Source organism: Shinella sp. 20P9.1.1 (assembly GCF_057798995.1).
This window is the reverse complement of the sequence record NZ_JBYOLC010000009.1, coordinates 68,861-80,868: the sequence shown is the minus strand read 5'-3', so window position 1 is coordinate 80,868 and position 12,008 is coordinate 68,861. Positions and strand designations below refer to the sequence as shown.

The following is a 12,008-nucleotide window of genomic DNA, read 5'->3' as shown; positions in this document are numbered from 1 at the left end:
TTACTCCGCGAGGTTCGCGACGATCCAGCCGATCTCGTCGGCCAGCGCCGCCTGTGCCTTCTCTTCCATGGCATGATAGTGCGCAATCAGCGCCTCGCCGAAGGGCGTGAGCACCGCGCCGCCGCCCTGCTTGCCGCCGCGCTGCGATTCCACCACCGGCTCGCGAAACAGCCGGTTCATCTCGTCGACCAGCAGCCAGGCCCGGCGATAGGACATGTCCATCGCCCGCCCGCCGGCGGAAATCGAACCGGTCTCCTTGATATGCGCGAGAAGCTCGATCTTGCCGCGCCCGATGCGTCCCTCCGGATCGAACTGTAGGCGGAAGATGAGTTTCGGTTCGCTTTTGCCGGATGCTGACATGAAAAGGGCCCGTACTGAAAATACGGGCCCAGATATAACAGCGTTTTGCGTCGTGGGAAGTTTAAGCTGCGCGCTTCAGCGCATCGCCGAGGATCGAGACGATATCCTCGAAGTGCTTCTTTTCGGCAATCAGCGGCGGCGAGAAGGCGATGATGTCGCCGGTGACGCGGATGAGCAGGCCCTTCTCGAAGCAATCGACGAAGACGTCATAGGCGCGCGCGCCGACGGCGCCGTCGCGCGGAGCAAGCTCGATGCCGGCGATCAGGCCGATCGTGCGGATGTCGATGACATGCGGCAGGCCCTTCAGCGAATGCATCGCGGTATGCCAGTCGTCCTGCAGCTCGGCGGCGCGGGTCAGCAGGCCCTCGTCGCGGTAGATATCGAGCGTCGCGATGCCGGCGGCGCAGGCGGCCGGGTGGCCGGAATAGGTGTAGCCGTGGAATAGCTCGATGGCGTTTTCCGGACCGTGCATCAGCGCGTCATGCACCTTGCGGCTGGAGAACACCGCGCCCATCGGGATGGCGCCGTTGGTGAGGCCCTTGGCGGTGGTGACGAGATCGGGCGTCACGCCGAAATAATCGGTCGCGAAGGCGGCACCCAGGCGGCCGAAGCCGGTGATGACTTCATCGAAGATCAGGAGGATGCCGTGCTTGTCGCAGATGGCGCGCAGCTTTTCGAGATAGCCCTTCGGCGGGATGAGAACGCCGGTGGAGCCGGCAACGGGTTCCACGATGCAGGCGGCGATCGTCTCGGCGCCATGCAGCGCGACCAGCCGCTCGAGATCGTCGGCAAGCTCCGCGCCGTGTTCCGGCATGCCCTTCACATAGGCGTTCTTGGAGAGGTCATGCGTGTGGCGCAGATGGTCGGAGCCGTTAAGCTGCGGGAAGACGCGGCGGTTGTTGAGAATGCCGCCGACCGAGATGCCACCGAAGCCGACGCCATGGTAGCCGCGCTCGCGGCCGATGAGGCGCGTGCGCGTGCCCTGGCCGATGGCGCGCTGGTAGGCGATCGCCATCTTCAGCGCGGTGTCGACCGATTCGGAGCCGGAGCCGGTGTAGAACACGCGGTCGAGCTTGGCGCCCTCGGGGCCGGGCGCGATTTCGGCGAGCCGTTCGGCAAAGTCGAAGGCAATCGGGTGGCCCATCTGGAAGGAGGGCGCGAAATCCAACTGCGTCAGCTGGCGCTCGACGGCGGACGCGATCTGGCGGCGGCCGTGGCCGGCATTGACGCACCACAGGCCAGCGGTGCCATCGAGCACCTTTCGGCCGTCGGCGCTGGTGTAATACATGCCTTCGGCGCTCGCGAGCAGGCGCGGGGCTGCCTTGAACTGGCGGTTGGCGGTAAAGGGCATCCAGTAGCTGTCGAGCACCGGTGCATTGGGTTTGTTGTGGGCGTTCATGGCAGATCTCCTCTGGCTGGCGCGATAGACGCCATGATTTGCCATGCCGAACAAGTCCTTTTCTGGTTGACGTCAAGCATTTGAAATTAAAGGATGGGAGAAGAGCGGTTTTCGCTATTTCGAACATCTAGAACAGGAAATGCCATGTCGGTCGATATCGGGGGCAGGCTGCGCCACCTGCGCATGGCGCACAATCTCTCCCAGCGCGAGCTCGCCAAACGCGCCGGCGTCACCAATTCGACGATCTCGCTGATCGAATCGAATGCCTCCAACCCCTCGGTCGGCGCGCTGAAGCGCATCCTCGACGGCATTCCCATCGGCCTTGCCGAGTTCTTCGCCTTCGAACCCGACCGCCCGAAGAAGGCCTTCTACCGCGCCGATGAACTGGTGGAGATCGGCAAAGGCCCGATTTCCTTCCGCCAAATCGGCGAAAACACCTTCGGCCGCAGCCTGCAGATCCTGAAGGAATGTTATCAACCCGGCGCCGACACCGGCAAGGTGCCGCTGGTACATGACGGCGAGGAGGGTGGTATCGTTCTGTCCGGCCGCCTCGAAGTCACCGTCGACGACGAGCGCCGCATTCTCGGCCCCGGTGACGCTTACTATTTCGAAAGCCGCCGTCCACACCGCTTCCGCTGCGTCGGCCCGGTGCCCTGCGAGGTCATCAGCGCCTGCACCCCGCCGACTTTCTGACGCCTTGCCTGAAACGCAAAAAGCCCGCCGGAGCGGGCTTTTCAAGAGGCAAGACCGATCAGGCCTGCGGTGTCGTATTGTCTTCGACGGGCGCGCCAGGACCGTTCTTCTTGATCGAATCGATGGCGTTCTGCGCACTGGCCTTCGAGGAATAGCCTTCCGTCGCGAACATCACTTCGCTGTTGTACTTGAAGCGAACGCGGAATTCGCCCGCCTTGTCCTTGTAGATCTCGAACTTGTGCGCCATGGGCCTTTGCCTCCGTGCAAGTGTGAATCACGCAGTCGCAACGTGCCAGCCGCTGAGAGCGCTGACAAGAGAGCAAAGGTTTGTTTGCAACGAAGAAAGTTCTGACGGCGGCGGCTTACAGTCTTTAGATCGTAGTCTTTCCGGATCGGTTGAGCAGAGCTTTGTGCCGGATGGTGCGGCCTGGATGCTAAGGTCGTTCGAACCGGTAGAAAAAGTTTGGCTCGGAGACGATGTAAACTGCGCCTTTCGGATCCAGGGCGACGCCTTCTGCTTGGGGAACCGTCTCATCCAGCCCGTGGCGCCCCTTGTGAAGGGCCAGCATGCCGAGGGTCTTTCCATCCAGCGTGTAGTTCACCAGCATGGACGACGCATGGCTGAGCAGAAACAGGCTGCGGGTCTGTTCGTGGAAGGACACGGAGGAGAGGTCGAGCGAGAAGACTTTCGATAAATCGCCCGAAGTCCATTCTTTCAATCTCGGCAGCGATGAATCGCCTTCTATCCTGCCGAGAAGCCCCTCGACGACGAGAATGCGCAGCGGAAGTGCTTCCTGAACGATGTAGAGCCGATTGTTGTCCGAATCCCAGGACACCCCCTCGATACCGAGATTCCTGTATGCGCTGAGGTTAAGGACCAGCCGTCGCTCGTCCGTCAGGGTCAACTCGGTCGTTTCGGGCTTGATGTTGACCCAATGGATCGACTGGTCGCCTTCATCCACGATGACGAACAGATCGTCGGCAATATGCGTGATCCCCTCGGGATCCTTGCCGCCGATGATGGGAATGCGCCGGATGAGATCGCCCTCGACCGAAATCTCGGCAACGGCCGGCTTCTTGTTGATCACGGTGAAGAGCGTCTGGGTCGATGACGAGAATGTCAGCCCCGACACATTGCTTGTCAGCCCCGCGATCACCTTCTTCTGCGTTGTGGCCGCGTAGGCCGACAGATTGATCTTTGGGGCTATGCTATGTGCATGGTTGGTATTGGCGAGGATCCAGTAATATCCGAAACTCAGGATGGCGGATTTCCAGAGTGCAAATGAAGCCAACGCTATTCCGGCAAGCCAGAGCAGGGGCCATTTGAAAACAAAGCGGCGTCTGAGCCGCATTTGGGCAGAGGGCATACGCAATACCAGAAAACCGACGACGCAATGAAAGCTATCCGATTCAGTGGCGGCCGGACAGTCACGCTCAGCAAAATTAGCGTGCGAGAAATCCGATAGCGCGACTCGCAGAAACGACAACGCCAGAAAAGCACTGCGAGGTGCTTTCACGAACCTATGGCTTTATGCCCATAGAGGTATGGGGCGCATAAGAATAATTTCAGTGTTTTGGAAGGGAATTGGCTGGGGAACCTGGATTCGAACCAAGATTAACGGAGTCAGAGTCCGTCGTTCTACCGTTGAACTATTCCCCAGCATGGCTGGTTCCGGTATGGCCGGGGCCTGTGAGGCGGGCTTATAAACAAACGGCGGCGAGATGCAAATGGTTTTTTTGAGAAAATTGCATCGGATTTGGCAAGACCGCTTACGTGGCGGTTCCGTCATAAAAAGAATTTGGCGAACGGGCCGGGCGCTGGTAATGTCGCGCCAACGAAAATCGAGAGAGCGCCTGCTTGCAGCCTCAGGGCTTTGCGCGGCGCCATAGGCAGTAACGTGAACGACCCCGACAGCGGCGAAAAGCCGTCCGTTTCCGGGGCGCGAGTTGCGGACGATACGGGACGACCGAAGCGGTCGCGCCGTCGCAAGGGAAAGCAGAAGGGCGCAAGCCCCGCTGCCGTTTCTCCGTCCGCAGGCCAGGCGACCGGACCATCCGCAGCCGCCGAGCGCCCCCCGTCCGCCCCGAGCGGCACACATGCGCGCCGGAACAAGCGTCGCAAGCACGGCAAGAGCGCCGGCGGCGAAAATGTGCGCCCGCTTGCGCCTGTGGGCCAGCGCGAGGGCGGTCAGCAGGGCCCGCATTCGGCAGACGGCCAGAAAGGCCGGCGCAAGCATCGCGGCCGCAAATCCGCCGCGCGTGCCACGCAGCCCGTTGCCGACGCGGCGATCGTATCGCTCGTTGCGGAAACGGTTTCCGAACAGCATCCCGTTTCCCACGAACCACGCCGCGAGGCCGCGCTGCCGCGCGCTGCCGAGCGCGAGGGTTACGACGCGCCCCTCTATGCCGCGCTCGATCTCGGCACCAACAACTGCCGCTTGCTCATCGCTCAGCCGACGCGACCGGGGCAGTTCCGTGTCGTCGATGCCTTTTCGCGCATCGTGCGGCTCGGCGAGGGGCTTGCGGCGAGCGGGCGACTGTCCGACGAAGCGATGGACCGCTCGGTCGAGGCCCTGAAGATCTGCGCGGCGAAGCTGAAGAGCCGCAACATCCGCCGCGCCCGCCTGATCGCCACGGAGGCCTGCCGCGCGGCGACGAACGGCGAGACCTTCCTCGAACGGGTGAAGCAGGAGACGGGGCTCGATCTCGAAATCATCAACCGCGAGACTGAAGCGCGGCTGGCCGTGTCCGGCTGCTCGTCGCTGGTCGGGCGCGAGGCGAAATCCGTCGTGCTCTTCGATATCGGCGGCGGCTCGTCGGAAATCGCGGTCATCCGCATCGGCGACAACCGTTCCAGCCGGCTCGCCAACCACATCACACACTGGACCTCGCTGCCGGTCGGCGTCGTCACGCTTTCGGAGCGTCATGGCGGGCGGGACGTGACGCCGGAAGGTTTCCAGGGCATGGTCTCGGAAGTCGAGGGCATGCTGGCGAATTTCGATTGCCCCGGCGAAAGCACCTATGCGCCGGAGGATTTTCACCTCATCGGCACGTCCGGCACGGTCACAACGCTTGCCGGCGTGCATCTCGATCTGCCGCGCTACGATCGTCGCCGTGTCGATGGTGTGTGGCTGTCGGACGACGAGGTCACGGCCATGCAGGCACGGCTGCTGTCCTGGGATTTCTCCGCCCGCGCGGCCAATCCGTGCATCGGGCCTGATAGGGCCGATCTCGTGCTGGCCGGCTGCGCCATTCTCGAAGCGATCCGCAAGCGCTGGCCCTCGCGCCGCATGCGCGTGGCCGACCGCGGCTTGCGGGAAGGCCTGCTCACCGACATGATGGCCGATGACGGCGTCTGGCGCCGTGGCCGCCACCGCCGCAACCATCGCGGCGGGCACCGCAACCCGGCAAAGCCCGAAGGACAGGCGTCATGACCAAGCCCCCCATCGGCCGCAAGCTCGGCCAGAAGGTCAAGAAGGGCAAGCTGAAGGCCTCCTCCCGCCGCTGGCTGGAGCGCCATATCAACGACCCCTATGTGCAGCGCGCCAAGCTGGAAGGCTATCGCGCCCGCGCCGCCTTCAAACTGCTGGAGATCGACGAGAAGCACCACATTCTCGATGGCGCCCGGCGCATCATCGACCTGGGGGCCGCTCCGGGAAGCTGGTCGCAGATCGCCGCGAAGGTCACCAATTCGACCGATGCCGATCCGCGCGTCGCGGCCATCGATTTCCTGGAACTCGATCCGCTGCCGGGCGTGCGCATCCTGCAGATGGATTTTCTCGAGCCGGATGCACCCGAAAAATTGATCGAGGCCGTCGGCGGCACGCCGAACCTCGTCATATCGGACATGGCGGCGCCGACGACCGGCCATCGCCAGACGGACCACATCCGCACCATGCATCTGTGCGAGGTCGCGGCGCATTTCGCGATCGAGGTTCTTGCGGAAGGCGGGCATTTCCTGGCGAAAACCTTCCAGGGCGGCACGGAGCGCGAATTGCTCAACCTGCTCAAGCAGAATTTCAAGCAGGTCATCCATGTGAAGCCGGGTGCCTCGCGCGCCGAATCGGTGGAAATGTTCCTGCTCGCCAAGGGTTTCAAGGGCCGCAAGGCGCGCGACGAGGCGGCCGAAGCCGAAGAGGAGGCCTGATGCTTCTCTATACCACCGTCGGCACCAACGATCTCGACCGCGCCGGCCGCTTCTACGATACCATCCTGCCGCTCATCGGCTATCGCCGCCAGAAGCAGGCGCCCGATGAAATCGGCTATGCGGCGGACGAGGATGTGCGCTGCCGCTTCTGGGTGGTCGAGCCGTTCAACCGCGAGCCCGCCACCTTCGGCAACGGCGTGACCATCGCCTTCGACGCGCCGACCCGCGCCTCCGTCGATGCCTTCCATGCCGCAGCGCTCGCGCAGGGCGGCGCGGATGAGGGGGCGCCGGGCATCCGGCCGTTCCACGCCAATTTCTACGCGGCCTTCGTGCGCGACCACGACGGCAACAAGCTCGTCGCCGTCTGCGAAAAGCCGGAATAGGCCTTTTACTTCACAGCGATCGTTTCCTCTTCTTCCGCCCCCATGCGGTGGCCGGAGACGGAGGCGCCTGCGTTTTTCGCCATGGTGAGGAAGGGCAGTGCTGCGAGCAGGGTGATGGCTGATATCACCATGAAGGCGATCTGGAAGTCGCGCAGCTCAAGCGGCGAGCCGGTCAGCGAGGTCTCGATTTCGAGGATCGCGCCGGCGACAGCGACCCCCATCGCAAGGCTGATCTGCTGAAGCACCGCGCTCATCGAGGTCGCCTTGCTGGCATCCGCATCCGGAATGTCGGCGAAGGACAGCGCGTTCACGCTGGTGAAGAAGAACGAGCGCACGAAGCCTGCGATCAATAGCACGCCCGCGATGAACCAGAAGGGCGTCGTCGGCGCGAAAAGCCCGTTCACGAAGGTGAGTGCGGCGCCGAAGATGCTGGCGGCGATCAGCGTCGTGCGGAAGCCGGCGAAGGTGAGGACGCGCTTGGCGATGACCTTGGTGGTGATCGCGCCGATCGCGCCGGTAAAGGTGACGAGGCCGGACTGGAAGGGCGTGAGTCCGAAGCCGACCTGCAGCATCAGCGGCATCAGGAACGGCACCGCGCCGACCGAGATGCGAAACAGCGTGCCGCCGATGGAGGCGGCGCGGAACGCGCTGTCGCGGAAGAGTTTGAGGTCGAGCAGCGGCGTCGGGTGGCGCTTTGCATGGCGCACATAGAGCACGCCGCAGACAAGGCCGACGACGGTCGCGACGACGCCGATGACCGGGGGAAGCGCCGGAAGGCTGATGACGGAGAGGCCGAACATCGTGCCGGAGGCCGCAACTGCGCTGAGGAAGAAGCCCGTCCAGTCGAGCGGCGGCGGGGCGGCGGCGCGGATTTCCGGCAGGTAGATGCCCGAGAGGATGTAGCCGACGATGCCGACGGGCACGTTGATCAGAAAAATCCAGTGCCAGGAGAAATAGGTGGTGATGAAGCCGCCGAGCGGCGGGCCGGCCAGCGGTCCGACGAGGGCGGGGATGGTTAGCAGCGCCATGGCTGAGACGAGTTCCGAGCGCGAGGTGCTGCGCACCAGCACAAGGCGGGCGACCGGCGTCATCATCGCCCCGCCCATGCCCTGCAGGAAGCGTGAGACGACGAAAGCGACGAGGCTGTCGGCAACGGCGCAGAGAATGGAGCCGGCGACGAAGACCAGGATGGCGAAGCGGAAGATGCGCTTGGCGCCGAAGCGGTCTGCCATCCAGCCGGAGAGCGGAATGAAGGTGGCGAGCGACACCATATAGGCGGTCAATGCCAGCTTCAGCGTGATCGGACCCACGCCGAGATCGGCGGCGATGGCCGGCAGCGAGGTGGCGATGACGGTGGAATCCATCTGCTCCATGAAGAGCGCGACGGCGAGAATGAGGGGGACGATACGGTTCATCGGCAAATCGGGGTAGGAGGCCCTCGTGCAGGCCCACCCGTCTTCTGCGCCCCGCATTGCCATCTGTCAAATCCTGGAGATCACAAGCCCGTGATGCGGCGGGACGACAACGTTACAGCGCCCTAGATCGTCGCGTGTCATCCTCACGTCGATGCCGGCTCCTATAACGGCGAAACGATTTTCAGAAGGGAAGCTCCATGGCAGATCATTCGACAATCTCGCGCCGGTCCTTGTTTCTCGCCGCGGGCATCACGACATTGGCCGCACCGCTGCTGTTGAACCGCGCGGGCGCCCTTGCTCAAACCGAAAGCGATGCCACCGATATGCGCGTAAGTCCCCTCGAAGCCCGCAGCTTCAAGCTCGGCAGTTTCCGCGTGCTGGCCATCCGCGACGGCATGCGCGCTTCCGACAAGCCGAACGAGACGTTTGGGATCAACCAGTCCGCCCAGTCCGTCGGCGCGCTTCTGGCGGAAAATTTCCTGCCAGCGGACAAATTCGTCAACAGCTTCACGCCGACGCTGGTCGATACCGGTTCGGAGGTCGTGCTGTTCGATACCGGAATGGGCGAGGGTGGGCGCGATGCCGGCATGGGCCGCCTCGTCGAAGGCCTGAAATATGCCGGCTATACGGCCGACCAGATTTCCGTCGTCGTCCTCACCCACATGCATGGCGATCATATCGGCGGCCTGATGGAGGGCGGCAAGCCGGCCTTCCCGAATGCCCGCTACGTCACCGGCCGCACGGAATATGATTTCTGGGTCAACCCGGAGCGCATGGGCACGCCCGCCGAACAGGGCCATCAGGGCGTTCTCGCCAAGGTGCAGCCGCTCGCCGAAAAGCTGACCTTCATCGAGAACGAAGGCCAGGTCGTACCCGGCATTACCGGCCTGGATGCCTTCGGCCACTCGCCGGGCCACATGATCTTCCGTGTCGAATCGGAAGGCAAGGCGCTCATCCTGACGGCCGATACCGCCAATCACTATGTGCTCTCCCTCCAGCGCCCGGACTGGGAGGTGCGCTTCGACATGGACAAGGCGCAGGCCGCGGCGACACGTAAGAAGGTTTTCGACATGATCGCGACCGACAAGCTCGCCTTTCTCGGCTACCACATGCCCTTCCCGGCGGCGGGATTCGTGGAGAAGGCGGGCGAGGGCTATCGTTTCGTGCCGATGAGCTATCAGTTCGATATCTGAGGTTGCTCGTCGGGGCATGAAGTCCCCTCCCCAACCCCTCCCCACGAGGGGGAGGGGCTTACAGTGCGGCACTCTCGACGCAAAACTTTCAGGAAAAGCAGGCTGCTAGCCTTTCTCCCCCCTGGTGGGGGAGATGCCGGCAGGCAGAGAGGGTCTTTGTTGGACAAGCCAAGGCCCGGAAGGCATTCCGGGCTTTTTGCTATTTCCAAGCCGTCATGAACGTGTTACCAGCCCTCGCCAACTTCCAAGAATTTCTTGCAAGCGACCGAGGTGGACATCTCCCAATGTTCCCCTTGGTGCGTAAGCTTTACCCTGAAGGAACTTGGCCCCATGGCGCGCATCATTGAAACGGCAACCGGTCTCGAAGCCCTGACCTTCGACGACGTCCTCCTGCAACCCGGTCACTCCGAGGTCATGCCGGGCCAGACGAACATCGCGACCCGCATCGCCCACGATTTCGAACTCAACCTGCCGATCCTCTCTTCCGCCATGGACACGGTGACGGAAAGCCGTCTTGCCATCGCGATGGCGCAGGCCGGCGGCCTCGGCGTCATCCACCGCAACCTGACGCCCGCCGAGCAGGCCGAGGAAGTTCGCCAGGTCAAGAAGTTCGAAAGCGGCATGGTCGTCAATCCCGTGACGATCGGTCCGGATGCCACGCTGGCCGACGCGCTGTCGCTGATGAAGTTTCACGGTATTTCCGGTATTCCGGTCGTTGAAAACGGCGGCAGCGGCAAGGCCGGCCGCCTCGTCGGCATCCTGACGAACCGCGACGTGCGCTTCGCCTCCGACCAGAGCCAGAAGATCTACGAACTGATGACCCGTGAGAACCTCATCACGGTGAAGGAAAGCGTCGACCAGCAGGAGGCCAAGCGCCTGCTGCACATGCACCGCATCGAGAAGCTGCTGGTGGTCGATGGCGACGGCCGCTGCGTCGGCCTCATCACGGTCAAGGACATGGAGAAATCGCAGCTGAACCCCAACGCATCGAAGGATGCGCAGGGCAGGCTTCGCGCCGCCGCCGCGATCTCCGTCGGCGATGACGGCTTCGAGCGCGCCGAGCGCCTGATCGATGCCGGCATCGACCTGATCGTCGTCGATACCGCGCACGGCCATTCGCAGCGCGTTCTCGATGCCGTCGCCCGCGTCAAGAAGCTCTCCAACTCCGTGCGCATCATGGCCGGCAACGTCGCTACATCAGATGGCACGAAGGCGCTGATCGATGTCGGTGCTGACGCCGTCAAGGTCGGTATCGGTCCGGGCTCGATCTGCACCACGCGCATCGTCGCCGGCGTCGGCGTGCCGCAGCTTGCGGCCATCATGGCGTCGGTCGAGGCCGCGCAGGCCCAGGGCATTCCCGTTATCGCCGATGGCGGCATCAAGTTCTCCGGCGACCTGGCCAAGGCGATCGCCGCCGGCGCTTCCGCCGTCATGGTCGGCTCGCTGCTTGCCGGTACCGATGAAAGCCCGGGTGAAGTGTTCCTCTACCAGGGTCGCTCCTTCAAGGCCTATCGCGGCATGGGCTCCGTCGGCGCCATGGCGCGCGGCTCGGCAGATCGCTACTTCCAGGCGGAAGTGCGCGACACGCTGAAGCTGGTGCCCGAGGGCATCGAAGGCCAGGTGCCGTACAAGGGCCCGGTCTCGGGCGTGCTGCACCAGCTCGCCGGCGGCCTGAAGGCCTCCATGGGCTATGTCGGCGGCAAGGATCTTAGGGAGTACCAGGAGCGCGCCACCTTCGTGCGCATCTCCGGCGCCGGCCTGCGCGAAAGCCATGCGCACGACGTGACGATCACCCGCGAGAGCCCGAACTATCCGGGCGCCGTCTGATCGCATCGTCGAAAATGGATGTCTTGAATGCCCGGCTTGCCGGGCATTTTTGTTTTGAAAGGCGCTCCCGCCTGTTCCGTTTTTTCAAGCATGCGCTAGGATCGGCCATCGGCAATTTCGCCGGTTATCTGGGGGATATCATGAAGACGTTTTTGGCTGGTGCCGTTCTGGCCCTGGGGCTGGTTTCGTCCGCGCAGGCGCAGACGGTCAACGCCGGCACGTATAATGTCGAGGGCACCAATCTCGACGGTTCGGCCTACACGGGCACCGCGACAATCGAGCTGACCAGCGAGACGACCTGCTCGATCGAATGGCAGACCGGCGGAACCACCTCGAACGGCATCTGCATGCTCTATGGCGATGCTTTTGCGGCCGGCTACGTGCTGGGCGATGCCGTCGGCCTCGTCGTCTATCACGTCAAGGGCGATGGCGTTCTGGAAGGCGCCTGGACGATCAGCGGCAAGGACGGCTCGGGCACCGAGAACCTGACCCTGCAGCAGTAAGCCTCTCTCCCTCGGCTTGTCGCAAAAGGCCGTTTCCGGTTGAGCCTTCGGCCGGAAACCCCTATCAAGGGGCCCGAAACGACAAGCC

General features: G+C 63.4%; 12 protein-coding genes and 1 tRNA gene. 7 read left to right on the top strand and 6 right to left on the bottom strand.

The genetic code is table 11. The annotated features are described in order from the left end of the window. On the bottom strand, positions 1 to 360 hold the full coding sequence (locus AC27VQ_RS16620) for a winged helix-turn-helix domain-containing protein (RefSeq protein ID WP_488717124.1): 360 nt from the start codon (positions 358 to 360) through the stop codon (positions 1 to 3). 61 nt (positions 361 to 421) lie between these two features. Next, entirely contained in the window at positions 422 to 1,759 is a 1,338-nt protein-coding gene (gene aptA / locus AC27VQ_RS16615) for an omega-aminotransferase AptA (protein WP_488717123.1), read from the bottom strand. Between the two features lie 144 nt (positions 1,760 to 1,903). Here aptA and AC27VQ_RS16610 point away from each other — a divergent pair, with 144 nt between their 5' ends. Continuing rightward, complete coding sequence (locus AC27VQ_RS16610; RefSeq protein WP_257948028.1) at positions 1,904 to 2,452, top strand: cupin domain-containing protein; 549 nt, start codon at positions 1,904 to 1,906, stop codon at positions 2,450 to 2,452. A 58-nt stretch (positions 2,453 to 2,510) separates the two neighbouring features. On the opposite strand, the gene AC27VQ_RS16605 is transcribed toward AC27VQ_RS16610, so the two are convergent. The 3 genes from AC27VQ_RS16605 to AC27VQ_RS16595 form a co-directional block, all read right to left on the bottom strand. Beyond that, on the bottom strand, positions 2,511 to 2,699 hold the full coding sequence (locus AC27VQ_RS16605) for a YegP family protein (RefSeq protein WP_488717122.1): 189 nt from the start codon (positions 2,697 to 2,699) through the stop codon (positions 2,511 to 2,513). 187 nt (positions 2,700 to 2,886) lie between these two features. Next, positions 2,887 to 3,969, bottom strand: coding sequence for an SdiA-regulated domain-containing protein (locus AC27VQ_RS16600; protein ID WP_488717121.1), 1,083 nt, complete (start codon positions 3,967 to 3,969; stop codon positions 2,887 to 2,889). A 69-nt stretch (positions 3,970 to 4,038) separates the two neighbouring features. Continuing rightward, positions 4,039 to 4,112, bottom strand: a tRNA-Gln gene (locus AC27VQ_RS16595). 238 nt (positions 4,113 to 4,350) lie between these two features. Here AC27VQ_RS16595 and AC27VQ_RS16590 point away from each other — a divergent pair. The 3 genes from AC27VQ_RS16590 to AC27VQ_RS16580 are packed head-to-tail and all read left to right on the top strand — an operon-like array spanning position 4,351 to position 6,982. Continuing rightward, on the top strand, positions 4,351 to 5,886 hold the full coding sequence (locus AC27VQ_RS16590) for a Ppx/GppA phosphatase family protein (RefSeq protein ID WP_488717120.1): 1,536 nt from the start codon (positions 4,351 to 4,353) through the stop codon (positions 5,884 to 5,886). Further along, positions 5,883 to 6,599 (top strand): RlmE family RNA methyltransferase, encoded by a 717-nt coding sequence (locus AC27VQ_RS16585; protein WP_488717119.1) that lies wholly within the window; start codon positions 5,883 to 5,885, stop codon positions 6,597 to 6,599. The genes AC27VQ_RS16590 and AC27VQ_RS16585 overlap by 4 nt, the downstream gene beginning before the upstream one ends. After that, positions 6,599 to 6,982 carry a VOC family protein gene (locus AC27VQ_RS16580; RefSeq protein WP_488717118.1) on the top strand — a complete coding sequence of 128 codons (384 nt, stop codon included), beginning with the start codon at positions 6,599 to 6,601 and terminating at the stop codon, positions 6,980 to 6,982. The genes AC27VQ_RS16585 and AC27VQ_RS16580 overlap by 1 nt, the downstream gene beginning before the upstream one ends. A gap of 5 nt (positions 6,983 to 6,987) precedes the next feature. On the opposite strand, the gene AC27VQ_RS16575 is transcribed toward AC27VQ_RS16580, so the two are convergent. Next, a complete protein-coding gene (locus tag AC27VQ_RS16575; protein WP_488717117.1) occupies positions 6,988 to 8,397 on the bottom strand; it encodes a DHA2 family efflux MFS transporter permease subunit in 1,410 nt (469 codons plus the stop codon). Between the two features lie 197 nt (positions 8,398 to 8,594). On the opposite strand from AC27VQ_RS16575, the gene AC27VQ_RS16570 reads away from it, so the two are divergent. The 3 genes from AC27VQ_RS16570 (at position 8,595) to AC27VQ_RS16560 (ending at position 11,920) form a co-directional block, all read left to right on the top strand. Next, entirely contained in the window at positions 8,595 to 9,590 is a 996-nt protein-coding gene (locus AC27VQ_RS16570; protein WP_488717116.1) for an MBL fold metallo-hydrolase, read from the top strand. Positions 9,591 to 9,920: 330 nt separating this feature from the next. Beyond that, a complete protein-coding gene (guaB, locus tag AC27VQ_RS16565) occupies positions 9,921 to 11,417 on the top strand; it encodes an IMP dehydrogenase (RefSeq protein ID WP_313527732.1) in 1,497 nt (498 codons plus the stop codon). Between the two features lie 140 nt (positions 11,418 to 11,557). Next, positions 11,558 to 11,920, top strand: a complete 363-nt coding sequence (locus AC27VQ_RS16560) for a hypothetical protein (RefSeq protein ID WP_313527734.1) — start codon at positions 11,558 to 11,560, stop codon at positions 11,918 to 11,920. Positions 11,921 to 12,008: the final 88 nt, after the last annotated feature.